Source organism: Desulfovibrio sp. (assembly GCA_016208105.1).
Lineage (GTDB): Bacteria > Desulfobacterota > Desulfovibrionia > Desulfovibrionales > Desulfovibrionaceae > Fundidesulfovibrio.
This window is the reverse complement of record JACQYS010000027.1, coordinates 70164-92281: the sequence shown is the minus strand read 5'-3', so window position 1 is coordinate 92281 and position 22118 is coordinate 70164. Positions and strand designations below refer to the sequence as shown.

Below are 22118 nucleotides of genomic sequence, written 5' to 3'. Positions count from 1 at the left end.
AATGGCGGTAAGGCAAAGCCCATGAGCCGGATTTTGACGGGTATGTGACGATCGGCTAGCGTTTTGTCAAAATTGACATGGCTAGGGTCACCTCATGTTCGCGAAGAGAATTCTGGCCACCGTGTTGACTCTGCTGGCCATCACGAACTTCGGGCTCGCTGAGGTTACGGTAGCCCAGACATATGGCACAGGCCCCAACGTCTTCACCCTGGCTACTGGCAGCCCGGGTGAACTGGGCCTCTTGAAGCTTTTGGGCGAGGCGTTCGCGGCAAAGAACGGTGCGACACTCAAATGGGTGAAGGCCGGAACCGGCGAATCGTTCTACAACGACACGGAGTACGCCAAGAAGTAAGACAATTAGCGTCGTGTCCTGACAAGCCGATCCATCCTCCTGCCAGGGGTGATCGTAGCGGCCCGCGGGGTTCTCGCCCTAGCGGGCCGCTCTTCGTTTCAGCGGATGTACTGGGGGAGATTGAGCATCAGGTCGCGGGTAAAGGAGACCATTTTGTCCATAAGCCACGGGAAGGCGATGATGAGCGCGAGAAACATGGCCACGATTTTTGGCACAAAGGTCAGGGTGGCGTCCTGAATCTGAGTGGCGGCTTGAAGGATTGAAAGCACCACGCCCACGACCAGGCTCACCACCAAGAGGGGCATGGAAAGCAAGAGGGTGGTCTCGATGGCGGAGCGGGCGAATCCGATGACGACTTCGGGGGTCATGGGTGTATCTTCCTCATGTTAGACGAAGCTGTTGACGAGCGAGGCGGTCATGAGGCTCCAGCCGTCCACCATCACGAAGAGCAAAAGCTTGAAGGGCATGGACACCATGGCAGGCGGCAGCATCATCATGCCCATGGCCAAAAGCACGCTTGATACCACCATGTCCAGGACCAGGAAGGGGATGTACACCAGGAAACCGATGGTGAAGCCGGTCTTTAATTCGCTTATCATGAAGGCTGAGGCCAGCATGACAGTGGGCACGTCGTCCTTGGTCTTGGGCTGCTCCATCTTGGTGATGGTGTAGAATATGGACAGGTCCTTTTCCCGGGTGTGCTTGAAGAGGAATTCGCGCATGGGGGCGTCGGCTTTTTTAAGGGCCTCCGAAAACCCGATCTTCTCTTCCATGTAAGGGTTCAATGCCTGGTCGTAGATGGCCTTTCCAGTGGGGTACATGATGACCACGCTCATGAAGATGGCCAGGCTGGCCAGTATCTGGTTGGGAGGCATCTGCCCGGTTCCCATGGCCTGGCGCAGAAAGGAGAAGACCACGATGATGCGGGTGAACGAGGTGACGCACAGGATAATCGACGGTGCAAGGGAGAGCACCGTGAGCAGGAACAGGATTTCGATAAGGAGGCTGACCTTTTCGGGCTGATGCTGCCCGGCGGCCAGATTGAGCGTGAGGGTGGGCTCAGCCGCCAGCGCCAGGGCCGGAAGAGCCAGGACCGTCAGCCCGGCGGCCAGCGTCATCAAGAACGGCTTGGAAATCCTTGTTTTCATCGGATGCGTCCACCTCTGTGAGGAGATTGATGCTCTGGTCAGTGACCCCGAGCACCAAAAGCCTATTCAAGAAGCGGACCACCATAATGTTTTTCCGGGGTCCCAGGGTGAGGTAGCTCTCCACCCGCAGCCCGCGCGACTTGGCGGGGGCGCCCAGGCCGAAGCGGGGCCCGAAACGCCTGAGCATCCAGTACGCCAGCAAAATGACAACCAGAATGAGCAGGAGGGCCACGGCCATCTGAATCGCCGCGCCTCCCATGCTCATGGAGGGGGGCGGAGTGGTGAGGGGGGCCGTTACATCAGCCAAGCTGCTTCACCCTTTCGATGGGGCTGATGATATCTGTCAGGCGCACACCGAATTTTTCGTTTATGACTACGGCCTCGCCTCTGGCCACCAGCTTGCCGTTGACGTAGATTTCAAGCGGTTCGCCAGCCAGCTTGTTGAGCTCGATGACCGAACCTTGGCCCAGCTGCAAAAGCTCGTTGATCAAAAGCTTGGTGCGCCCCAGTTCGGCGGATACGTCCAGGGGGATGTCCAGTATGAAGTCCAGGTCGCGCCGGCCGGATTCAGCACGGGGGACTTTGGCCTCCTGCGTCAAATCCTTGAACGATGCCTCGCGGCTTTTGGCTGACAGCTGAGCCTGCTCGCGTTCGCGCTTAACAGAGGTCTCTTCTTCGCCAGCCAGGGCAGCGGCCCACTGTTCCGCCAGGGCCTCGTCTCCCGCACCGGCGTCGCCGCCTGCGGCAGGGGCGGCATCACCACCGCCGACAGCACCGAGGGCTTGCTCGAAGGGGTCGCCGCCTCCTCCGTCAGTGTCGTCTTCCAGGGCAGCGGCCCATTCCGCGGCTAATTGGTCTTGGTCGATGTCGTCGGGGGCCATGTCAGCCACCTCCCCTTAGAAATGGGTTTCCTCTTCCCGGATAACCTGGAAGGCTTTGTTGGATTTCACGTTGCCCGGGATTCCCCAGAATTTTTTCACGCCCTGCACCTCGGCCTTTAAAAGGGCTTCCACGTCCGTGTCCAGCAGGATGATGTCCCCCTCTTTGAGAGAGAGAAGCTGGCGCCCGGAAAGCTGGGACTTGCCGAACTCCACCACAACTTCCACAGGGGTTTCCATAAGCCGCTCCTTGAAGCGGCTTATCCAGGCATGGTCCACTTCCAGTCGCTCGGACTGGAAGGAGGCGTAGAGTTTTGAACGAATGGGTTCGATGGTGGCGTAGGGCAGGCAGGCGATCATGGAGCCGATGGCGTTCTCCAGCTCCACCTCGAAGGTGACCACGACCACCACGTCGGAAGGGGGCACGATGGCCGCGAACTGGGGGTTTATCTCGGAGCGGATAAGCTCCACGTGCACCTCGTGCACGGGCCTCCAGGCGTCTTCGAGGTTGGCCAGGGCGATCCTGACCACCTTGGAAATGATGGCCTGCTCGATGGGTGTGAAGTCCCGGCCCTCGACCTTTGGCTGACTGCCAGCCCCGCCGAAGAAATTTTCCACCAGGGCGAACACCAGGCGCGAATCCACAACCAGGATGGCATTGCCGCGCAGGGGGTCGAGCTTGAAGATGTTTATCGAGGTCGGCACCGGCAGGCTCCGCATGAAGTCGCCGAATTTGGACATGTCGATGGAGATGGGGTTCACGTCCACGCGTTTGCGCATGGCATTGGCCATGGCATTGGTGGCCAGACGTGAAAAACGGTCGTTTATTATCTCAAGGACGGGCATTCGCCCGCGGATGATGCGGTCCTGGTTGGAGAGGTCAAAGGGCACTATGCCCGAATCGTCCTCCAGGATTTCAGACTCGGCCTCAACTTCGCCGCCGGTCAGTCCCCGAAGTAGGGTGTCGACCTCGTCCTGGCTCAGGATTTTACTCATGTCCTGTCCCTACTGGATCACCCTGTCGGTGATGAACACCTGTTTCACCATGCCAGGCCCCATGATCTGGTTCACCCGGTTCTGCAGCTCGGTGCGGAAGGCGATCATTCCGTCCACGTTGGAAAGTTCTTCGCTGGTCTTGGACCAGAGAAGGGTCAGAATGGCGTCCTTGACCCGGGCCTGGTATTTTTCGGCGAACTCCGCGGCCGTATGCTCGTCCTTGAAGTCGAATTCCACGGAAAGGCGGACATAGCGCTTGCCGCCTGGATCGGCCAAGTTCGTGACGATATTTTGGATGGAAGTAACGGGTTTTTTCTCGTCTTTTTTCTTCTCATCCTTCTTCTCTTCCTTCTTCTTCTCTTCCTTCTTTTCCTCTTTCTTCTCTTCCTTCTTAGCTCCCTCAGGCGGGGCTTGTTCTTCTGTGCTCTCAGGCGGAGGGGCCTTGAAGAACTTCAGGTATGCGAAGTATCCGCCGCCGCCCAAGGCAGCGAGAACCACCACCAGAAGGATGATGATAAGGAGTTTGCCTTTCTTCTTTTTTGGCTGTGCGCCATCTTCTTCTTCAAGATCGGCCATCCTCGGCTCCTTGTTCGCGTCAGCGGTTTCTTTCCCCGAAAAGGTCCGTGCCCACCCGCACCATGGTGGCGCCTTCCTCCACGGCCTGCTCCAGGTCGTGGGACATGCCCATGGAAAGAACGGGCAGGGCCTGGCCAAGGCGGTCCGCAAGCTCATGTTTGAGCTTGGCTGCCTGGGCGAAGAGGCTTCGATTGGCCTCCGGGTCTTCATCCCAGGGGGGCAAAAGCATGAGCCCCTCGAGTTTCAGCCCGGACAGCCCGCGCACTTCCTGCGCCAAGGGCAGCGTACCTTCCAGGGAACAGCCGGCTTTCTGGGTTTCGCAGGCAAGATTGACCTGCACCAGCACAGGCTGGATTATCCCACGAGCCGCGCATTTTTTATGCAACATCCGGGCCAGTTCAATTGAATCAATGGAATGAATCAAATCGAATCGCCCTGCTACGTACTTCACCTTGTTTTTCTGCAACCGGCCAATGAAGTGCCAGCGGACATGAAGATCCGCCAGAGCGTCCATCTTGGGCAAAGCCTCCTGGACGTACGACTCCGCGAACACCGCCTGTCCCGCCTGATTAAGAGCGGCCACGTCCTGGGGGGGGTGGGTCTTGGACACGGCCACCAGGGTCACATCCGCCGGGTTCCGGCCGACCCGGGCACAGGCGCGCGCTATGCGTTTACGAACCTGATCCAGGCGTATTCTCGCGTTCATCATCTCCGGCATGGCCCATGCGGTAACACAATAGTAGCTGATGGAAAATGGGGGAGGGCAGACCCAAAGCCGGCAATCGTTCCGGGAGGGTTTGAATTGAAAATGGCGGTGGGCTATCCTGTTGCCAAGAAGGGAGTAACCCATGCACCTGATCGCAGAGAAAGTGGTTTCCTGGATGTCCGAGAGGGACAACAACTCCATTGAGCCTGGATCGGACCTGCCAGCCTTTGATACGCCCCTGCTTGGGTGCGCCTCAGGTGCGGATCCGCTGTTTGCATTGTTGAAGAGGGACATCGGGCCGGAGTTCTACTGGACGCCGCAAGAAGCCTACTCCTTGGCCTATCCCGAGGAAGATGTTCGCGCTGAAGAACTTACGGTTATCGCCTGGGTGCTGCCCCAAACCGCACACACACGCGCAGCGCACCGAAAGGCTCGTGATATGCCGAGCATCGAGTGGAGCCGGGCGCGTCACTACGGGGAGATGGTGAACGAGAACCTGCGGAGGTTCATGATTGAACTGCTGGCTGAGCGTGGTGTTGCCGCGATTGCACCGACGCTTCTCCCCCAGTGGGGGCGGGCCATGTCAGAACGGTTCGGGTTCGCGTCGAACTGGTCCGAGCGGCACGCGGCTCACGCCTGCGGCTTGGGCACATTCGGCCTGTCGGACGGGCTGATCACCCCGGCTGGCAAAGCGGTGCGAGTTGGGTCTGTTGTGGCCAAAACCGTGCTTTCACCAACACCCAGGCCCTATATCGCCCACAACCAATGGTGTCTGCGTGCCGCCAAGGGCGTCTGCCGGGGCTGCATCAAGCGCTGCCCGGCCGGGGCCATCACTGAAGCCGGTCACGACAAAATAAAATGCAAGGACTACATCCGAGGAGTGACGGCGGGATTTGTCGAGCGCGAGCAGCTGGGATTTCCGGTGAACAGCTGCGGATTGTGCCAGGTCGGTACGCCGTGTGAGGCACGCAACCCGACTGCTCCCAGGCGGTGAAAACATCATTCAGGTGAAAGTGCGCGCCCTTTTCAGCGGATTTGTGTCCTGAAACACCGAGCGGGTGGCCCGTCAATGCAGAAGCTTGGCGACTTAGCAAGTACAAAACCCCGAGTAGCGGGATTGCGGGTGCGAGTCGTAGGCTACTCGCCTTTCCTGGCGAAATTGGTCTGGTCCGTCCGGCACAGGGGACAGCACCAATCAACGGGGAGCTTGTCCCCAGGGGTGCCGGGCTTGATGCCGCCCTTTTCGTCGCCCCGCTTGGGGTCGTAGGTGTAGCCGCACAGCAGGCAAACGTATCTGTCTTCCATCGGTATTTTCCTCCCTCGTGGGTTGCGCTATACGGAACAAATGCGCATCGCTTCAAGCTGGGTCCTGCCCAAACTCCTGTCTTTCGTGGCCCCGTACCGCAAACGTTTTTTTCTGGGCCTTATCAGCAATGCCGCGGCCCGGGCCTGCGACCTGATACCCATGATCCTGGTGGGACGGGCCGTGGATGCCATCACAGCCGCCAAGTCAGGCCTGGCCCCGGGGCTGGACACCCTGCTCCTCTACGGGGGCGGGGTGCTCGTTGCCTTCGTCTGCCTTGCCGCGTTTCAATCAGTGAGCGACTACGCTCTGGACTCCATGGCTCAGCACGTGCGCCACGATTTGAGGAACGCGCTCTACCGCCACCTGCAGCGGCAAGATATGCATTTTTTCGAGGAACGCCAGTCCGGGGATCTCTTGAATGTGGTCTCCTCGGACGTGGACACCCTGGAGACCTTCCTCTCCGATTCCACCACCTCTTCGATTCGCCTGGTGATCACTTTCGTGGGAACCTTCGCGGTTCTTTTCTGGATCGATTGGCGCCTGGCGCTCCTGCTTCTGGCTCCCATGCCTGTGGCCTTCGCCGCGGTGCGCACCTTTTCAACGCGTATCCGGCCGCGCTACCGCGAGGCCCGAAAGGCCGTGGGCCAAGTGGCGGCCATCATCGGCAACAACCTGCGGGGCATGGGCGTGATTCAGGCCTTCACGGCCGAGGAGGACCAGGCCCGAAGGGTGGATGTGCAGTCTGCTCGCTACAGGGATGAGGCCGTGGGCGCAGCCCTGGCCAGGGCGCGCTTTATTCCTGTGCTCTACTGCGTGGCCGGAGCGGCCTTCGCCCTGCTCATTGCGGGCGGCGGCTGGCTGACCCTTTCCGGAAACGGGCCGACCCTTGGCGACTACGCCACCTTCATCCTGCTGGCCACCCGCATGATCCTGCCGCTTTTCGTGTTCGGCATGCTCATCAATCAGTTCCAGCGCTCTGAGGCGTCGGCCGTTCGCATCTGGGGGGTGCTGTCGCTCAAGCCGGCTATTGCGGACAAACCAGGTTCGGTGCCCCTTGATGAGACGCCCCTTGCGATCCGGTTCGAGAACGTCCGCTTCGCCTACCCGGACCGCGAGCCAGTCATAAACGGTGTGGATTTCACCATGGAGCGCGGCAAGGTGCTCGGAGTGGTTGGGCCCACGGGAGCTGGCAAATCCACCCTGGTGAAGCTCATGCTGCGCCATCTGGAGCCGGCCTCGGGACGGATAGCACTCAATGGGCGGGATATTTCGGAATTCACCTTGGAAAGCCTGCGCCGCCACATGGGCTATGTTTCCCAGGACGCGTTTTTGTTCGCCGGCAGCGTGGCCGAAAACATCCGCCTGGGAGCGCCGGAGGCTACGGGTCAGGCGTTAGCGGATGCCGCACGTATCGCCGGCGCGCTTGAGTTCATCAAGGAGCTGCCACAGGGTTTTGACACGCCCATCGGCGAGGGAGGGGTGAAACTTTCCGGTGGTCAGCGCCAGCGTATTTCGCTCGCCCGGGCGGTGCTGAGAAACCCGGACATCCTAGTGCTGGACGAGGCCACCTCGGCCGTGGACACCCGCACCGAGGGCATCATCCAGCACAACCTGCATGCTTTCCGGCAGAACCGCATGACCCTGGCCGTCGCTCATAGGCTCTCCACCGTGCGCCTTGCGGATGAGATCATCGTGGTGGTGGAAGGCGTGATCGTGGAGCGCGGCCGCCATGACGATCTGCTGGCCCAGAAAGGTGTTTACGCCGGCCTGTGGGCCGTGCAGAGCGGGGAGGGGCGGGGGTAATTATTTGCTTCTCCAACCTCGCGAGGGGTGAGGTTTTTTTCAACCCGAATAGGAAGTCCCGTGCAGGGGAGATTGACTTAACAAGGGCAGTATGTTGCATGTTTATAAGCCACGCACATTCTGCCACGACCAAGGATAGTCAATGATCCCCAAGCTCGAACTGCTGCGCAAAATCCCGTTCTTCTCCGCTTTCCCGGATGATGCGACACTTGAGGCGTTCGTCAATGAAGGCCATTGGGCGAAGCTTGGCAGTGGAAGCGTGGTTTACCGTGTCGGCGACTCGGCCAACAAGATATACATAGTTCTTGGTGGAAAAATCCGGATCACGCGCAACAACAAGGTCCTGACGACATTGGGACCCGGCGACATATTCGGGGAGGTAGGGCCGTTTTTAAATATCGCCAGGACTGTCACGGCCGTCTCCATGGGAGACGCTATCCTGTTCGAGTTCGAGAAGGCGGTGCTTGATCGCGTTCCGATCGAGATCCGTTATAATATCATGAAATTCCTCTACATCATCACAACCAAGCGGTTTGTTGAGACAACACGGAAGATCACTCTGACCTGATGTCTAAAACGAGAGCGTGCGCGCCCTGGTGGAGCGTTTAACAGAGCAGATAAAACAAAAGGCCCGGCAGTAGCGTAACTGCCGGGCCTTTTATCAGCTGCTAGCGGCCGAAATCATTCCTGTATCTTCCTATACTTGCACGTCTTCACAGGGCAGGCAAGGTGCTCGCCGTACCGCTTCGACTGCTTTCGCACCAGAATAGGCGAATCGCACTCCGGACATTTTTCCTGCACCGGCCAATCCCAGACAGCCTGGTCGCAGTTGGGATATTTGGAGCAGGAGTAGAACAGCTTGCCGAAGCGTGAACTCTTCTCCACCAGCTCCCCGTCGCAGCCTTCGCGCGGGCAGGGGACGCCCGTGGTGAAGGGGCGGGTGTGCTTGCACTTGGGGTAGCCGGAACAGGCGATGAATCGGCTCCCTGTGCGGGCTTTCTTTAAATACAGATCCTTGCCGCAATCGGGGCAGGTGCCCACCACTTCGGGTGGAGCTTCGGCCGCCTTTTCAGCGAACTGGTACTTGCCGTCCTCGTTGCGGGTGAAGTTCGAGGTGGACTTGCACTCAGGGTAGCCGGAGCAGGCCAGGAACTCGCCGGTGCGGCCGAACTTCACCTGCATGGGCTTGGCGCACTTGGGGCAGGCCAGACCAGAGTCGATCACCTGCTTTTCCATGTCCTTGGAGGCCTTTTCCAGGGCCGGGTAGAAGCCGTTGGTGAATTCGGACAGAAGAACGTGCCAGTCCTTCTTTCCTTCGGCCACCAGATCCAGGGCCTCCTCCATGCCAGCGGTGAAGCCCACGTCCATGATGGTCTGGAAATGCTCGGAGAGTTTGTCTGAAACCGTAGTGCCAAGCTCTGTGGGAGCGAAGTGTTTTTCCTCCAGGCGAGCGTAGTCGCGGTCCAGCAGGGTGGAGATGATGGCCGCGTACGTGGAGGGCCGACCAATGCCCTTCTCTTCCAGTTCGCGTACCAGGGAGGCCTCGGTGTAGCGCGCCGGGGGCTGGGTGAATTTCTGCTCTTTCTTGATCTCCAAAAGCTTCAAGTCCTGGCCCTTCTTGAGTGGCGGCAGGGCCTTTTTGGCTCCCTCGCCCTCTTCCTCGGCGTCCTGGCCGTAGACCTTCAGGTAACCGGGGAAGAGCAGGCGCTCCCCCTTGGCCTTGAATTCGGCACGGCCCGCAACGATGGTGGCCGCGGTGTCCCAGAACTTGGCCACTGCCATCTGGGAGGCCACGAAACGTTCCCAGATGAGCTTGTAGACCATGAACTGGTCCTTGGGCAGAAGACCGGCCACGTCTTTGGGCGTCACGTGCACGTCGACCGGGCGGATGGCTTCGTGGGCGTCCTGGGCTCCGGACTTGGTTTTGAAAATTCTGGGCTTCTCCGGGTAGTATTCCTGCCCCAGGGAGTCCACAATGTAGGCCTTCGCCGCATCACGGGCTTCGTCGGCAATGCGGGTGGAGTCGGTACGCATGTAGGTAATGAGCGCCGTGGTGCCACGTTCGCCCAGGTCCACACCCTCGTAGAGCTTCTGGGCCGCGCCCATGGTCTTCTTGGCGGGGTAGCCCAGCCGCTGGTTGGCGGCCTGCTGCAACGTGGAGGTGATGAAGGGTGGAGGAGGGGACTTCTGGCGTTCCTTCTCGGCCACATCCTTCACCAGGAAAGGCTGGCCTTTCAGTTCCTCTTCCAGGCTCGTGGCAACCTTGCCGCTTCCTATGTGGGCCTTCTTGCCCCCGAGTTTGCTGAGTTCGGCATCGAAGGGCGGCGGCGTCCCGGCATCCAGGCGCGCCTTGAAGAGCCAATATTCCTCGGGAACAAAGGCCAGGCGTTCCTTTTCGCGGTCCACAACCATCTTGAGGGCCACGGACTGCACGCGCCCGGCGCTGATGCCTTTGCGCACCTTTCTCCACAAGAGAGGGGAAATCTTGTATCCCACCAGCCGGTCCAGGATACGCCGGGCCTGCTGGGACTCGAAGAGCTTCTCGTCGATGGAGCTGGGGTGGTCAAGGGCTTCACGCACGGCCTTGGCCGTGATCTCGTTGAACTGGATGCGCCCGATGTTGGGATTGGTTTCCTTGAGAAGCTCGGCAATGTGCCAGGCGATGGCCTCGCCCTCGCGGTCGGGGTCAGGGGCAAGGTAGATGGTCTTTGCCTTGCCAGCCACCTTGAGGAGCTGGTCAACGACCTTTTGTTTGCCCGGGATGACGCCGTACTGGGGTTCGAAGCCGTTGGCTTCGTCCACGCCGAGCTTTTTCTGGGGCAGGTCGCGGACGTGTCCCACAGAGGCTTCCACGTAGAACTTGTCTCCGAGAAACTTCTTGATGGTCTTTACCTTAGCCGGGGACTCGACAATTATGAGGTCTTTCGCCATGACAGGGCGGCTATAGCCATCGTCAAGAGGTTAGGCAAGGGGCGGGTGACGTTTGTCGCCCAAATACAATAAAAAAGGAGGCCACTCTATGAATGCTCACCGCTTCGGCCACGTGGCCCTGATCGGACCGCCAAACGCTGGCAAGTCAACGTTGTTGAACGCTTTTCTCGGACAAAAGCTGGCCATTGTCAGCCCCAAACCCCAGACCACCCGCAACCGGTTGGCTGGCATATTCACCACGGACGAGGCCCAGATTGTGCTGCTGGACACCCCGGGCGTGCACATCCCCCGCGGCTCGAAGCTCAACAGCCGCCTGGTCGAGGCCGCCTGGCAGGCCCTGTCCCAGGCCCAGGCCATCGTCATCGTGCTGGATGCCCCGTTCTATTCACGCAAACCAGACATCCTGGAAAAAGACATCAAGCTCCTCGCCCGTCCGGTGGAGCGTTCCGGTCTGCCTGTGATCATTGCCCTCAACAAGACCGACGCCCTGGCCGATATGAAGGGCTTATTGCCAGTTATGGCCCGTCTCGGCGAGGCTTGGCCCGGCTCCGAAATAGTGCCGGTGTCCGCGCTCAAGGAGCGCGGCCTGGACGCTCTGGTGAAAGCCATGACCGGGCATTTGCCCGAGGGCGAGTCGGTCTATTCCAGTGACGAACTCACCACCGCGCCCATGCGTTTTCTGGCGTCGGAAATCATCCGCGAAAAGCTTTTTTTGAAGCTCACCCAGGAACTGCCCTATAATACGGCTGTGGCCATCGAACACTGGCAGGAAACCGCCAAGGGCGCGCGCGTGAGCGCGGTGATCTACGTCTCGCGCGACAGGCACAAGGGGATGGTGATCGGCAAGGGCGGCAAGGTGCTCAAGGATGTGGGAACCCAGGCCAGGCAAGAGATCATGGAACTGACCGGAGCGCCCGTGCATCTGGAGCTTTTCGTGAAGGTGCGCGAGGACTGGACAGAGGACGAATTTTTCCTGAATGAATTGGGCGAGGAGCACGGATCGTAACCAGACCGCCGCTTGCCAAGCGTTTCAAAGCGGGCTACCAAGCCCGTCCACGACTTTTTCACATAATCCCGCATTTCGGGACCATATACTAGGAGGCCGCAATGTCTTCTCCCAAGCTCAAGCTGGGAATCCCCAAGGGTTCGCTCCAGGACGCCACCATCAAGCTCTTTGAGAAATCGGGCTGGAGAATCAAGGAACACCACCGCAACTATTTCCCTGAGATCGATGACGAGGAGATCACCTGCTCCATGTGCCGCGCTCAGGAGATGAGCCGCTACGTCGAATCCGGCCTCTTGGACTGCGGGCTTACCGGCAAGGACTGGATTCTCGAGAATCAGTCCGACGTGGTGATCGTGACCGACCTTGTCTACTCCAAGGTCAGCTCCCGTCCGGCCCGCTGGGTGCTGGCCGTGGCTGGCGATTCCCCTTTCAAGCGCCCCGAGGATTTGAACGGCAAGCGCATAGCCACCGAATTGGTGGGATACACCAAGCGCTACTTCGAGCAGGCCGGCATCAAGGTGGATGTCGAGTTTTCCTGGGGCGCCACCGAGGCCAAGGTGGTCGAGGGCCTGGCCGACGCCATCGTCGAAGTCACCGAGACCGGCACCACCATCAAGGCCCACGGGCTGCGCATCATTGCCGAAGTGCTGGTGACCAACACCCAGTTTATCGCCAACAAAGAGGCCTGGGCAGATCCCTGGAAGCGCCGCAAGATCGAGAACATGATCATGATGCTCCAGGGCGCGCTGCGCGCCGAAAAGCTGGTTGGGCTCAAGATGAACGTGCCCCACGGCGCCAAGGACAAGGTCCTGGCCGAATTGCCGAGCCTGAATTCTCCCACGGTGGCCCACCTGCTCAACTCGGACTGGCTCTCGGTGGAGATTGTTGTGGCCGAGTCAGTGGTGCGTGACCTTATCCCCAAGCTCAAGGACGCTGGAGCCGAGGGGATCATCGAATACTCGCTGAATAAGGTTGTTTAGTTCCCACCGCGCAAAATGATAAAACGCGCCCAAAGCAACGGATACGAAACGGTTTGGTTTGGGCGCGTATTTCTTTTTGTTCTTCTGGTAGCCTCAGCCCTTAGGTTGTGGAAGCTGGAAGTTCCCTCCTTGTGGTTTGACGAAGTCCTTGTGGCCATGGTGGCCAAACTACCTGTTTGGTCCATCTTTCAGCGATCAATGGCCGAGGATTTTCATCCTCCCACGTTCTATCTGCTCACCAAGCTGGTCATGACCGCAGGGCTCTCAGACTTCGTGCTGCGCCTGCCCCAGGTGGCTTTCGGAGTGACCGGGGTATGGTTTGCCTGGCGGGCCGGGAGGGAGATGCTCTCGGAAGGCTCGGGGCTTTTGCTTGCGTCGCTCACCGCAGTGCAGCCGTGGCACGTTTTACTTTCCAGGCAGCTACGCCCCTATAGCATTGTCTTCTTGTTCAGCTTCATGAGTTTCTTTTTCCTCTGGCGCGCAATTAAGGAAGGAAAAGCCAAGGATTTTTTACTGGCTGGTTTTGCCCTCTGGCCGCCGGTTTTGCTCCATTTTTCTGGTTTATTGGCGGTCGGCGGGGCAGGGTTGATTATGCTGTGTGCTTGGGCGCGAGGACGCATAAAATTTTCAAGGTTTCTATTGTTTTGCCTAGTATCTGGAATGGGGGTGGCCTGCGTTATTCCGTATTTCGTAGCTCTTATTAAACGCGAGAGGGCCATCGCCGGAGGCGCTGGTTATCCGGAAGTAGCCGGTGTGACTTTAGAAAAGCTTGGTGAGCTTTTTTTCCGAGATGCGCTAGTGCATATTCGTCTTGGGCTTGCTGTATTAATCGTAATTGGTGCCTCAACTCTATTCAAACGAAACAAGTTGCTGGGATTCATCTCTTTGGGGTGGTTTACTTTCCCTCTCCTGGCCTTAGTCGCAGCTCGATACAGTGATTATTTCAACCCATGGCACCTGATGTTTCTGCTCCCCCCAGTTCTCATCTGGAAGACCCAGGCGGTTAGAAGTCTGGCCGGTGAGAGGGCCATCCCCTGGCTTGCGTGTGCTTTCGCAATAATCGGAGGGATATGGTACCTCTTTCCAGTCCGGGAGTCTTATTATTCTGCTGCCAGTTATAGTGGGGACTACAAAGACAAAGCTCAAAGAATTCTTGGCAAACATAAACCTGGCCTCATCTATGTGTACAAGCAAAACGGTGAGGTAGGCCCCCTCAACTGGTACCTGGACCAGTTTGCCACTTCCAATCCCTTGCGAGCACAACGGCTGGTTTCACATGATGGGGTTGTGATATTGCAGTCTTCAGACACTGGATCTCAGCAGGAAGTTTTGACCAGAGAACCTGTCATCAGCCTTATAAACCTGCCTTTCAAACAGAGGATCACTGCTGCTCCTCATGATTTCATGACTTATGTCCACCGCATGGAATATGTCGCATGCCAGCCAGTGCTTGAGGATATTCTAATAGCCACCGAGGCGGGCCGAACAGGATTTGCGGAGTTCACATTCGAGAACTATTCAAACGTCCCGCAAAGAATAGTCGTTCATTTCGGCTATTCAAATCGTCGCGCTGGAAACCGCTTTGGTGTTCAGTGCCGTTTTGATGATGAACCCTATGCGGATTCATTTTCATTCGAGAGCGTAGGGCCCGACATGCGAGGACACGAGAAGATAGAGCTTGTCCGTGATCGTCCCTACAGGTTTCTGACGCTCCGTTTTGAACTCTTCAGGGATGGGAGTTTTTCGGCATTCACTGGTGAGGATACGGATGGAGTTCGATTTCTGGATTTTAGCCTCCAGAGTGTATCGGAAAAATAATTTGCTTTCCCCCTCTTGCCATCTCCGGAACGATGTCTATTTTTTATTTTACGTGCGGAGATCGAGCGGAACCGGCCCAACCCGAAAAGGAGGGATCACGACGAACCGCTATCTCCGCGGGGCCCGAGGCCCAAAGATTCCGGGCGGAGAACACCCCAAGGGAAGCGGATGAAAAGGACGCTCCCAGGGTCAGGCAGGAGTAAGTGTCTGAACCGCGCGGATCGGTTTTTCGGCAGGCACTGGACACAGGCAACCGAGCAACCAACCTGAAAATGGGGCTGAAAGCCCCGGGACGCCGGGTGGAAGTGTTCCGGAATACCGAGCCTCAGGGCGGTACCGGAAGCAGAAGAATGAGACGTGATATCCCGGCGCGGTTCTTCGGATAGGCACTGGACGCAGGCAACCGGTCAACCAACCTAAACACCTCCGGCAGGCGCTTCATGCGTCTGCTCTGTCAGAGCCCCCCTCCCCTTGCGGGAGGGGGGCTTCTCATTTACTGAACAATCGTCGTGAACCAGCCGGAGCACTGAAGAGAATAGTTCGCTGTTTGCGCGAGGTTATCTGCGCTTGTTCTGGTCCAGTCTCCCTGCGTCTCATGGCTCGGAAGGATCTGCCTTACCTGTACGAGGCTCTCATGGCCCCCTCTTACGTCGCTCTCAATGCCCAAGGCTTGCTCAAACCCAGAGCAGAGGCTGCGTTGGCCCTGATGCGCGAATGCCGGATCTGTCCCCGTATCTGCGGGGTGAACAGGCTTGATGGGGAAATCGGCTCTTGCGGGGTTGGGCGCCTGGCGCGGGTGGCCAGCCATTGTCTTCATTTCGGCGAGGAGGAGTGCCTTGTTGGGCAAGGCGGTTCGGGCACGATTTTCTTTTCGGGGTGCAATCTCAGATGCGTGTTCTGCCAGAATTCCGACATCAGCCGAAGCCCGGAATCCGGAATCGAGGTGTCGGCCAGCGAATTGGCCGCCATCATGCTCGACCTTCAGGCTAGGGGCGCGTCCAATATCAACCTGGTCACTCCAAGCCATGTCACTGCCCAGATACTCGAAGCCCTCCCCTTGGCGGTGGAAGGTGGTCTGTGCCTGCCGCTGGTGTACAACTCGGGCGGGTATGACAGCCTGGAAACGCTCGCACTGCTTCAGAGAGTAGTGGACATCTACATGCCGGACGTGAAGTTCTGGGACCCTGTTGTGGCGGCCAAGTTGTGCGGGGCAGCGGATTATCCTGAGCGAGCCCGGCAGACCCTCACGGCCATGCACGCCCAGGTGGGGGATTTGTGCCTGAACAAGCATGGAGTGGCCGAACGAGGGCTTCTGGTGCGCCATCTCGTTCTTCCGGGAGAATTGGCCGGAACAGCCGGGTGGATGAATTTTCTGGCGACAGAACTCTCCACCGAAACCTACGTCAACCTCATGGACCAGTACCGTCCCTGCGCGGATGCCTGCTCCTTGCCCGGGCTCGACCGTACGCTTACTGCCGAGGAATTCCGGCGCGCCCGCGAAGCAACCGTGGCTTCGGGTATCTCCCGTCTGGATGAAAGAAGCCATGGGACTTTGCGGATACTGCTAAAGAGAATGTTCGAACAGGATTCGGGTTAGGGCGGACCATGGTGTTCCGCTGCGGCATAAGGAGCTGTATTTCGAGCGTTTATGCTGTCAAACGAGGCAAGTGGTTACATTTTTGTCAACGAAATCCACCTTTTCGCCTTGAAGCAGGCCACCCTTTGGAGTAAAAAAGCAAATCCCCGCATTGAACCAGGGGAACCCAAAAACGACCTTACTTGGAGGACAAACATGGCGGTGTTCAAGTGTAAGAACGCTGACGATGTGCTCAAGGCGGTAAAAGACTATAACGTCTCTTTCGTGCAGTTCTGGTTCATAGACATCTTGGGAATGCTCAAAAGCTTCCAGATCACCCCCAGGGAGCTGGAAGCGGCCTTCGACGAGGGTATGGGCTTCGACGGCTCTTCCATCACCGGGTTCACCAAAATCCACGAATCGGACATGGTGGCCTTTCCCGACCCCACCACTTTTCAGCTGGTGGCCTGGCGCCCGTCGGACCGTCCGGTGGCCCGGCTCTTCTGCGATGTGAAGAATCCCGACGGGACCCCGTTCGCCGCGGATTCGCGCTACGTGCTCAAGAAAATGCTCAAGAAAGCGGCTGACCTCGGCTATACCTACTTCGTTGGTCCAGAGCTTGAGTTCTTCCTCTTCTCCAGCGCTTCCGAACCGAAGATCCTCGACAAGGGCGGCTACTTTGACGCCCCCCCCCTGGACTTGGCCAACGACGTTCGCCGCGACATTATTTTCGCCCTGGAATCCATGGGCATCGCCGTAGAATACTCCCACCACGAGGTGGCGCCGTCCCAGCACGAGATCGACCTGCGCTACAACGAGGCCCTGGCCATGGCGGACACGGCCATCACCTATCGCGTGGTGGTCAAGGAAGTGGCCCGCAAGCACGGCTGCTACGCCTCTTTCATGCCCAAGCCGCTTTTCGGCGAGAACGGCTCTGGCATGCACGTGCATCAGTCGCTGTTCAAGGGCTCCAAGAACGCCTTCTACGACGCCTCCTCTCCAAATCATCTCTCCACTGAAGCCCAGGCCTACATCGCTGGTCTTCTCAAGCATGCTCCGGAGTTCGCCTGCGTCACCAACCAATGGGTCAACTCCTACAAGCGCCTGGTGCCCGGCTACGAGGCCCCGGTATACATCGCCTGGGCCCAGCGCAACCGTTCCGCGCTCATCCGCGTGCCCATGTACAAGCCAGGCAAGGAGTCGGCCACCCGCATCGAGCTTCGTTGCCCTGACCCGGCCGCCAACCCCTACCTGGCCTTCGCGGTGATGCTGGGCGTGGGCCTGAAGGGCATCGAGGACGGATACAAGCTGGCCAAGCCAGTGGAGGACAACATCTTCCACATGAGCGAGAGGGAGATGAAGAAGCACGGCATCGCCTCGCTGCCCGGCAGCCTGTACGAGGCCGTAAGCAACTTGGAGAAATCCACACTCATGCGCGACATTCTCGGCGACCACCTGCACACGGCCCTGGTGGAATACAAGCATGACGAGTGGGACAAATACCGCATGCAGATTACCGAATACGAGATCGAGAAGTACCTGCCGATTCTGTAGCGGGCGAAGACGCCGAGCCCGAGGCCGCCCGGATACGGGCGGCCTTTGTGGTTAAGAACGGCCCACACTTGAACTTACCCGGTATCCGGGTATCCTGCCCCCATCGCTACCGCCAGGAGGAGCCATGATCGGTAACCAGCGCCTGCTTTTCGGCATTCCGGACGGAATCGCCTACTTCAATTGCGCGTACACCTCCCCCCTACCCGAGCCCGTGCTGGAAGCGGGGCGAGAGGCCATGGAACTCAAGCGCTCGCCCTGGCTCATGACCCCGGACCGTTTCTTTGCGGATCTGGAAGCGGCCAGAGCCGCCTTTTCCAGGGTGTTGGGAGCAAAGCCCGAGGGTGTGGCCGTGGTTCCGTCGGTCTCCTACTCCATGGCGGTGGCAGCCAAGAACCTGCCCCTCGCCAAGGACAAGGCCGTGCTCATCTTGGACGAGCAGTTTCCATCCAACGTCTATTCCTGGCTCAAGATGGCTCCGGGACGAGTACGCGCCGTTCCGCGCCCTGGCGAAGGGACCTGGTCCGATTCCGTGCTCTCGTTCATAACCGACGAGATCGGGCTGGTGGCCCTGCCGCACTGCCACTGGATCGACGGCACGGTCTTTAACTTGAAGGCGGTGCGAGAGGCCTGCGACAAGGTTGGAGCGCATCTGGTTGTCGACGCCACTCAGTCGCTCGGAGCCATGGAGTTCGATTTGGACGCGGTGAGGCCCGACATCCTTGCAGTGGCCGGGCACAAATGGCTGCTTGGCCCATACGGTGTCGGCTTCTGCTATGTGGACGAGCGCTGGAGGAGGGGCGAGCCTTTGGAAGAGAACTGGCTCAACCGCGAAGGCAGCGAGGATTTTTCGAGTCTGACCGAATACAGGGACAACTATCGGCCTGGAGCGAGACGATACGATGTGGGCGAAGCCAGCAACTTCATCCTCATGCCCATGGCCGCCGCGGCTCTCACTCTCATCGATTCCTGGGGCGTTGATAAAATCGCCATGAGTTTGAGCACGATCACCAAAAAGCTGGCGCTCACGGGCCAGGCCTTTGGCCTAACCCCCACAGCCGAAAGCGAGCGCGCCCCGCACATGATCGGGCTCAGGCTTCCGCACGGCCCGGCCAAGCCGGTTGCCGCGGCCATGGCCAAGGAAAACGTGTTCGTGAGCGCCAGGGCCGGCACGCTACGGGTCGCGCCACACCTCTATGCCAACGCGGCGGACATCGAACAGTTCACCAATGTGCTGGCGAGGAGTCTTTCCACGTAGGAGTATTTCTTCTCCGAGACTATCTGTGTTATCGTGTGGTCGCAAACGACCCGTTAGGAGGGCCAATGAGCCTGGAATGGATCAAGCACGACGACTCCACCTACTACATGAGCCTGGGCAAGGCCCTGCTCATGACTGTGGTGTATGATCGCCTCACTCCGCCCGGATGGAAGGTTCAGGTAGGGCAGCGTTCGCTCAAGGACAAGTTCTCCTCCCTGGAGGATGCCCAGAAAATAGCCCTGGCCTTTGCGGAAAAAGTCGCTGGGGGCATCAGGGCCGACCTGGATTCGCTCAAAGCCCCGGCCGGAGACGGCGGTTCCGCCGGCGCGTGACCCCTCCCAGCTCCTGAAGCAGGAGAGAAGCGAAGATCCTCGGGGCGGGCGTTCCCTGCAGGATGTTCAAGTGCTTCGCAAGTTGGGTTCGTGGCGACCACTTGAACTTGAGGCAGCCTTGGAAGCGTCCAGCAGTGTATGCGTTTTCGTGCGGCCAGGGCCTGGCTCCCTGCTTTTCACTTCGAGCCGCTGCTGAGGAATCAATTCAGCATGCGTTAGGGTCGCCCAGTACCTCGCGGAGCTTGCCGCCGTCCTGGAGCCCCTGAATGTAGGCGAAACGCACGTAAAGGTGTCTGAGTCTTTCGGTAAGCCCTTCCATTTCCGTCAGTATCCCATGAGCGTCCTGCTTCTTCTCCTCGGGGATAAGCGCCAGGATGCGCTCCTCCACCGTGCGCAGGGTCTCGAAGTATTGCGGAGCTTCCTCGCCTGGAAGGGGTGCGTTCCAGAGATCCTCGAGCCGCGAAGAGATGATGTCCGGAAAAACTGTCTTGGTGGCGTCCATTGCTGCCTTCCTTGCTGTTTCTTAACCTAGGTGAGGCTTGTCCATAACACATCTCGAAACGATGGTCATGCTGACCGTGCATTTGTTTGGTGAAAAAAGAATTCGTCGTCACTCCCCATGCAGGTAGCGGATGAAATCCCCCCGGCCGGCCAGCTTGCAGTCCAGGTAGAGGCCTATATATTCGGCATAGGTCATGGGCTGTCCGTACACGTTGAACCGCCAGCCTTCGCCCCCGAACGTAAGCCCGTGAAAGGCCGCAACCTGGGGATGGATAGGCAGTTCGAAATCCGGGTACAGTTCGGGGCAGGCCTCCTGAAAACCGTCCGGAAGAGGCGGTAAGCCAAGGCGCGCAAGAATGGTTTGCGCCACATGGACCATGAGGCGTTTGCGCGGGTGGTTCACGCTCTGGAAGAGCTTTTCGTGTCTGAACGCGTCTTCAATGAGGTCCACGTAGGGCACATCGCACAAGCTCTCCTTTTCACGTTCCCTGCCCAGGGTGTCTGCCAAAAGCCCGGCAAGGCCGAACATGCGGTCCAGATTGCCCTTAAGGGCCACGTGCAGGGCCTCGGCCTTGGCGAGACCTCGTTCCAACAGACCGTCCAGCAGGGAGTCGGAGTAGTCGAAGCCAGCCCTGTTGGACCAGAAAGGCCAATACCCCTTGAAAAGCATGTTGGGATAGCACAGGACAGCCGCGTTTCGAGGCAGCCGCGCTTTCAGGCTTTCCGAAGACAATTCTCCCCAGTTGGCGCCTAGGTGCTGGTGGAGGAAAAGCCCGCAGCGGGAAAGGCTCTCCTCGGGGATGGCCTGGCGGGTGAAATTCACATAGAATTCCACCTCGAGCCCGGAGGCGAACTCGGGAGAGGCGGACAGCAGGGCCGCCAAGGTTTCCCCCTGGCAGTTGCCGTGAAGGATGCACAGTTTTTTTTTCTCAATCGCCATGGCCGCAGGCTCTATCACAGCCTAAGCTCAAGGAGAACACATGACCACCCGAGACCAGGCGTTGAAAGACATCATGGCCCAGGGGCCAGAGCAGCACATGGTCCTTCACGCGCTGCAGACCGAGGCCGTCATGCGGGCCCTGGCCGCGCGCTTGGGCCGGGACGAGGACATGTGGGGGCTGGCCGGGCTCCTGCACGACCTGGACTACCCTCAAACAAAGGATCAGCCCGAACGCCACGGCCTGGTTTCGGCAGAGCTTCTTTCAGGCAAGCTGCCCGAGGAAGCCCTGCGGGCCATCAAGGCCCACAACGGCGAGATGACCGGGGTCTCTCCCGAGTCCGTGTTCGATTTCGGATTGCGCTGCGCGGAAACGGTGACAGGCATGATTCACGCCGCCTCGCTCATGCGACCCACGGGTTACGATGGGCTGGAGGCCAAGAGCGTCAAGAAGAAGATGAAGGACAAGGCCTTTGCCCGGGCGGTGCGCCGGGAGAATATCCTGGAGTGCGAGAAGGCGGGGCTGGGGCTGGATGAGTTCCTGGCGCTGTCAATCGGGGCCATGCGGGAAGTGAAGGCATAGCCCCGAAAGAACGCGCACAAGTGACAACTGGATACGCTGCTAGAAACGGTAGCTCTTGTTGGCCTTGGAGAAATCCATGGGCGTCAGCCCCACGTTCACCTTGAGGTCCTTGTAACCGTATTGCTCCTGCAGGGCCCCGGCGCCGTCATAGCAGGAAATGCCGATTGGCAGCAGATGCTGCTTGTCCACATGAAGAACCACTCGGGCGGCGTAGTATTCCCTGCCGCCATCCGAAGTGAACGCGGCTTCAACCTTGGTGGAAGGCCTGCCGTCATAGGTGTCGTCGGTGATGTTCACGCCCTTCAGCTCTCCGTGCTCCAAGGCCAGGGGGATGTTTTGGCGCATCATCTCGATGATGAAGCCAACGCCGATGTCGGTAATGGGATGCCGGTTGCCGTCCATGAGGGCTTTGTCCCTGGGCTTGAAGGACCAGGTCCACAATCCGAGCAGACCGTCGCAACGGGCCAGAACCTTGTCGCTGTATTCGCCCTGGACGTAGAGAGCTTCCTTGGCCATGCCCTCCAGCCATTTCATATACACCTTGAACGGCTTCTGGAATTTGACGAGAATGAGTTCCTTTTCCTTCAGGGTATCCCCAATTCGTTCCTGCTTCTGGAAATTGGCAGTGTAGTCACGAACCTGAGAGTAGCTCGCCTCCATCTTCTCCAGCAGGGCCAGGAGGGCGCTGCCGTCTTCGGCAGCCTGGGAGGGGCGGTCGAAAGGGGACGAGAACAGAAAGCAGGCAAGGATCAAGAGTGCAAACCGGGTCATCGTTATCTTTTCTCCAAAACTGGAATATGCAGGGCGGACTCCAAACAGAGCGCCCTGACACCTGTTTGTAGACGTTGTTTCTTTGGGCGGGGTTACGCCGCGGCCGCGT

General features: G+C 58.9%; 24 protein-coding genes. 12 read left to right on the top strand and 12 right to left on the bottom strand.

Annotation, left to right across the window (positions count from 1 at the left end; all coding sequences use genetic code 11):
- Nucleotides 1-94: 94 nt before the first annotated feature.
- Nucleotides 95-352 (top strand): hypothetical protein, encoded by a 258-nt coding sequence (locus HY795_17000; GenBank protein MBI4806917.1) that lies wholly within the window; start codon nucleotides 95-97, stop codon nucleotides 350-352.
- 98 nt (nucleotides 353-450) lie between these two features.
- On the opposite strand, the gene fliQ is transcribed toward HY795_17000, so the two are convergent.
- The 7 genes from fliQ to HY795_16965 are packed head-to-tail and all read right to left on the bottom strand — an operon-like array spanning nucleotide 451 to nucleotide 4656.
- Nucleotides 451-720: a flagellar biosynthesis protein FliQ gene (gene fliQ, locus HY795_16995; protein MBI4806916.1), complete on the bottom strand. Its 270-nt coding sequence runs from the start codon at nucleotides 718-720 to the stop codon at nucleotides 451-453.
- Nucleotides 721-738: 18 nt separating this feature from the next.
- A complete protein-coding gene (gene fliP, locus HY795_16990; GenBank protein ID MBI4806915.1) occupies nucleotides 739-1500 on the bottom strand; it encodes a flagellar type III secretion system pore protein FliP in 762 nt (253 codons plus the stop codon).
- Nucleotides 1412-1765 carry a flagellar biosynthetic protein FliO gene (fliO, locus tag HY795_16985; GenBank protein ID MBI4806914.1) on the bottom strand — a complete coding sequence of 118 codons (354 nt, stop codon included), beginning with the start codon at nucleotides 1763-1765 and terminating at the stop codon, nucleotides 1412-1414. The genes fliP and fliO overlap by 89 nt, the downstream gene beginning before the upstream one ends.
- A 34-nt stretch (nucleotides 1766-1799) precedes the next feature.
- Nucleotides 1800-2381 (bottom strand): flagellar motor switch protein FliN, encoded by a 582-nt coding sequence (gene fliN / locus HY795_16980; protein ID MBI4806913.1) that lies wholly within the window; start codon nucleotides 2379-2381, stop codon nucleotides 1800-1802.
- Between the two features lie 15 nt (nucleotides 2382-2396).
- Nucleotides 2397-3374, bottom strand: a complete 978-nt coding sequence (fliM, locus tag HY795_16975) for a flagellar motor switch protein FliM (protein MBI4806912.1) — start codon at nucleotides 3372-3374, stop codon at nucleotides 2397-2399.
- Nucleotides 3375-3383: 9 nt separating this feature from the next.
- Complete coding sequence (locus HY795_16970; GenBank protein MBI4806911.1) at nucleotides 3384-3950, bottom strand: flagellar basal body-associated FliL family protein; 567 nt, start codon at nucleotides 3948-3950, stop codon at nucleotides 3384-3386.
- Between the two features lie 19 nt (nucleotides 3951-3969).
- The gene (locus tag HY795_16965) at nucleotides 3970-4656 is read right to left on the bottom strand and encodes a YggS family pyridoxal phosphate-dependent enzyme (protein ID MBI4806910.1); all 687 of its coding nucleotides are present in this window, start codon (nucleotides 4654-4656) and stop codon (nucleotides 3970-3972) included.
- 142 nt (nucleotides 4657-4798) lie between these two features.
- On the opposite strand from HY795_16965, the gene HY795_16960 reads away from it, so the two are divergent.
- Entirely contained in the window at nucleotides 4799-5650 is an 852-nt protein-coding gene (locus tag HY795_16960; GenBank protein MBI4806909.1) for a 4Fe-4S ferredoxin, read from the top strand.
- A gap of 143 nt (nucleotides 5651-5793) precedes the next feature.
- Here HY795_16960 and HY795_16955 read toward each other — a convergent pair whose 3' ends face one another.
- Complete coding sequence (locus HY795_16955) at nucleotides 5794-5961, bottom strand: rubredoxin (GenBank protein MBI4806908.1); 168 nt, start codon at nucleotides 5959-5961, stop codon at nucleotides 5794-5796.
- 40 nt (nucleotides 5962-6001) lie between these two features.
- Between HY795_16955 and HY795_16950 the strand changes: the two genes are divergently transcribed.
- Entirely contained in the window at nucleotides 6002-7765 is a 1764-nt protein-coding gene (locus tag HY795_16950) for an ABC transporter ATP-binding protein (GenBank protein ID MBI4806907.1), read from the top strand.
- Nucleotides 7766-7907: 142 nt separating this feature from the next.
- Entirely contained in the window at nucleotides 7908-8333 is a 426-nt protein-coding gene (locus tag HY795_16945; GenBank protein ID MBI4806906.1) for a cyclic nucleotide-binding domain-containing protein, read from the top strand.
- A 113-nt stretch (nucleotides 8334-8446) separates the two neighbouring features.
- Here HY795_16945 and topA read toward each other — a convergent pair whose 3' ends face one another.
- Nucleotides 8447-10696: a type I DNA topoisomerase gene (topA, locus tag HY795_16940; GenBank protein MBI4806905.1), complete on the bottom strand. Its 2250-nt coding sequence runs from the start codon at nucleotides 10694-10696 to the stop codon at nucleotides 8447-8449.
- An 88-nt stretch (nucleotides 10697-10784) separates the two neighbouring features.
- On the opposite strand from topA, the gene era reads away from it, so the two are divergent.
- The 7 genes from era to HY795_16905 all read left to right on the top strand — a co-directional run bounded on the left by era (nucleotide 10785) and on the right by HY795_16905 (nucleotide 19217).
- Complete coding sequence (gene era, locus HY795_16935) at nucleotides 10785-11702, top strand: GTPase Era (GenBank protein ID MBI4806904.1); 918 nt, start codon at nucleotides 10785-10787, stop codon at nucleotides 11700-11702.
- Nucleotides 11703-11803: 101 nt separating this feature from the next.
- A complete protein-coding gene (locus HY795_16930; protein MBI4806903.1) occupies nucleotides 11804-12682 on the top strand; it encodes an ATP phosphoribosyltransferase in 879 nt (292 codons plus the stop codon).
- Nucleotides 12683-12697: 15 nt separating this feature from the next.
- Nucleotides 12698-14500, top strand: coding sequence for a glycosyltransferase family 39 protein (locus HY795_16925; GenBank protein ID MBI4806902.1), 1803 nt, complete (start codon nucleotides 12698-12700; stop codon nucleotides 14498-14500).
- A gap of 634 nt (nucleotides 14501-15134) precedes the next feature.
- Nucleotides 15135-16097 carry a 4Fe-4S cluster-binding domain-containing protein gene (locus HY795_16920; GenBank protein ID MBI4806901.1) on the top strand — a complete coding sequence of 321 codons (963 nt, stop codon included), beginning with the start codon at nucleotides 15135-15137 and terminating at the stop codon, nucleotides 16095-16097.
- Nucleotides 16098-16292: 195 nt separating this feature from the next.
- The gene (locus tag HY795_16915) at nucleotides 16293-17630 is read left to right on the top strand and encodes a glutamine synthetase (protein ID MBI4806900.1); all 1338 of its coding nucleotides are present in this window, start codon (nucleotides 16293-16295) and stop codon (nucleotides 17628-17630) included.
- Nucleotides 17631-17754: 124 nt separating this feature from the next.
- Entirely contained in the window at nucleotides 17755-18885 is a 1131-nt protein-coding gene (locus HY795_16910) for an aminotransferase class V-fold PLP-dependent enzyme (protein ID MBI4806899.1), read from the top strand.
- 65 nt (nucleotides 18886-18950) lie between these two features.
- Nucleotides 18951-19217 carry a hypothetical protein gene (locus HY795_16905; protein MBI4806898.1) on the top strand — a complete coding sequence of 89 codons (267 nt, stop codon included), beginning with the start codon at nucleotides 18951-18953 and terminating at the stop codon, nucleotides 19215-19217.
- A 205-nt stretch (nucleotides 19218-19422) separates the two neighbouring features.
- Here HY795_16905 and HY795_16900 read toward each other — a convergent pair whose 3' ends face one another.
- The gene (locus tag HY795_16900; protein ID MBI4806897.1) at nucleotides 19423-19719 is read right to left on the bottom strand and encodes a hypothetical protein; all 297 of its coding nucleotides are present in this window, start codon (nucleotides 19717-19719) and stop codon (nucleotides 19423-19425) included.
- Between the two features lie 108 nt (nucleotides 19720-19827).
- The gene (locus HY795_16895; protein MBI4806896.1) at nucleotides 19828-20658 is read right to left on the bottom strand and encodes a hypothetical protein; all 831 of its coding nucleotides are present in this window, start codon (nucleotides 20656-20658) and stop codon (nucleotides 19828-19830) included.
- A 40-nt stretch (nucleotides 20659-20698) separates the two neighbouring features.
- On the opposite strand from HY795_16895, the gene HY795_16890 reads away from it, so the two are divergent.
- Nucleotides 20699-21238: an HDIG domain-containing protein gene (locus HY795_16890; GenBank protein MBI4806895.1), complete on the top strand. Its 540-nt coding sequence runs from the start codon at nucleotides 20699-20701 to the stop codon at nucleotides 21236-21238.
- Nucleotides 21239-21277: 39 nt separating this feature from the next.
- Here the strand turns inward: HY795_16890 and HY795_16885 are convergent, their stop codons facing one another.
- Nucleotides 21278-22009 carry a DUF1571 domain-containing protein gene (locus tag HY795_16885; GenBank protein MBI4806894.1) on the bottom strand — a complete coding sequence of 244 codons (732 nt, stop codon included), beginning with the start codon at nucleotides 22007-22009 and terminating at the stop codon, nucleotides 21278-21280.
- Between the last annotated feature and the right edge of the window lie 109 nt (nucleotides 22010-22118).

What these genes read in the sequence shown, in the direction of transcription:
- HY795_17000 (MBI4806917.1), top strand. Translation starts at nt 95, where the DNA reads ATGTTCGCGAAGAGAATTCTGGCCACCGTGTTGACTCTGCTGGCCATC.
- fliQ (MBI4806916.1), bottom strand. Translation starts at nt 720, where the DNA reads ATGACCCCCGAAGTCGTCATCGGATTCGCCCGCTCCGCCATCGAGACC.
- fliP (MBI4806915.1), bottom strand. Translation starts at nt 1,500, where the DNA reads ATGAAAACAAGGATTTCCAAGCCGTTCTTGATGACGCTGGCCGCCGGG.
- fliO (MBI4806914.1), bottom strand. Translation starts at nt 1,765, where the DNA reads ATGAGCATGGGAGGCGCGGCGATTCAGATGGCCGTGGCCCTCCTGCTC.
- fliN (MBI4806913.1), bottom strand. Translation starts at nt 2,381, where the DNA reads ATGGCCCCCGACGACATCGACCAAGACCAATTAGCCGCGGAATGGGCC.
- fliM (MBI4806912.1), bottom strand. Translation starts at nt 3,374, where the DNA reads ATGAGTAAAATCCTGAGCCAGGACGAGGTCGACACCCTACTTCGGGGA.
- HY795_16970 (MBI4806911.1), bottom strand. Translation starts at nt 3,950, where the DNA reads ATGGCCGATCTTGAAGAAGAAGATGGCGCACAGCCAAAAAAGAAGAAA.
- HY795_16965 (MBI4806910.1), bottom strand. Translation starts at nt 4,656, where the DNA reads ATGAACGCGAGAATACGCCTGGATCAGGTTCGTAAACGCATAGCGCGC.
- HY795_16960 (MBI4806909.1), top strand. Translation starts at nt 4,799, where the DNA reads ATGCACCTGATCGCAGAGAAAGTGGTTTCCTGGATGTCCGAGAGGGAC.
- HY795_16955 (MBI4806908.1), bottom strand. Translation starts at nt 5,961, where the DNA reads ATGGAAGACAGATACGTTTGCCTGCTGTGCGGCTACACCTACGACCCC.
- HY795_16950 (MBI4806907.1), top strand. Translation starts at nt 6,002, where the DNA reads ATGCGCATCGCTTCAAGCTGGGTCCTGCCCAAACTCCTGTCTTTCGTG.
- HY795_16945 (MBI4806906.1), top strand. Translation starts at nt 7,908, where the DNA reads ATGATCCCCAAGCTCGAACTGCTGCGCAAAATCCCGTTCTTCTCCGCT.
- topA (MBI4806905.1), bottom strand. Translation starts at nt 10,696, where the DNA reads ATGGCGAAAGACCTCATAATTGTCGAGTCCCCGGCTAAGGTAAAGACC.
- era (MBI4806904.1), top strand. Translation starts at nt 10,785, where the DNA reads ATGAATGCTCACCGCTTCGGCCACGTGGCCCTGATCGGACCGCCAAAC.
- HY795_16930 (MBI4806903.1), top strand. Translation starts at nt 11,804, where the DNA reads ATGTCTTCTCCCAAGCTCAAGCTGGGAATCCCCAAGGGTTCGCTCCAG.
- HY795_16925 (MBI4806902.1), top strand. Translation starts at nt 12,698, where the DNA reads ATGATAAAACGCGCCCAAAGCAACGGATACGAAACGGTTTGGTTTGGG.
- HY795_16920 (MBI4806901.1), top strand. Translation starts at nt 15,135, where the DNA reads ATGGCCCCCTCTTACGTCGCTCTCAATGCCCAAGGCTTGCTCAAACCC.
- HY795_16915 (MBI4806900.1), top strand. Translation starts at nt 16,293, where the DNA reads ATGGCGGTGTTCAAGTGTAAGAACGCTGACGATGTGCTCAAGGCGGTA.
- HY795_16910 (MBI4806899.1), top strand. Translation starts at nt 17,755, where the DNA reads ATGATCGGTAACCAGCGCCTGCTTTTCGGCATTCCGGACGGAATCGCC.
- HY795_16905 (MBI4806898.1), top strand. Translation starts at nt 18,951, where the DNA reads ATGAGCCTGGAATGGATCAAGCACGACGACTCCACCTACTACATGAGC.
- HY795_16900 (MBI4806897.1), bottom strand. Translation starts at nt 19,719, where the DNA reads ATGGACGCCACCAAGACAGTTTTTCCGGACATCATCTCTTCGCGGCTC.
- HY795_16895 (MBI4806896.1), bottom strand. Translation starts at nt 20,658, where the DNA reads ATGGCGATTGAGAAAAAAAAACTGTGCATCCTTCACGGCAACTGCCAG.
- HY795_16890 (MBI4806895.1), top strand. Translation starts at nt 20,699, where the DNA reads ATGACCACCCGAGACCAGGCGTTGAAAGACATCATGGCCCAGGGGCCA.
- HY795_16885 (MBI4806894.1), bottom strand. Translation starts at nt 22,009, where the DNA reads ATGACCCGGTTTGCACTCTTGATCCTTGCCTGCTTTCTGTTCTCGTCC.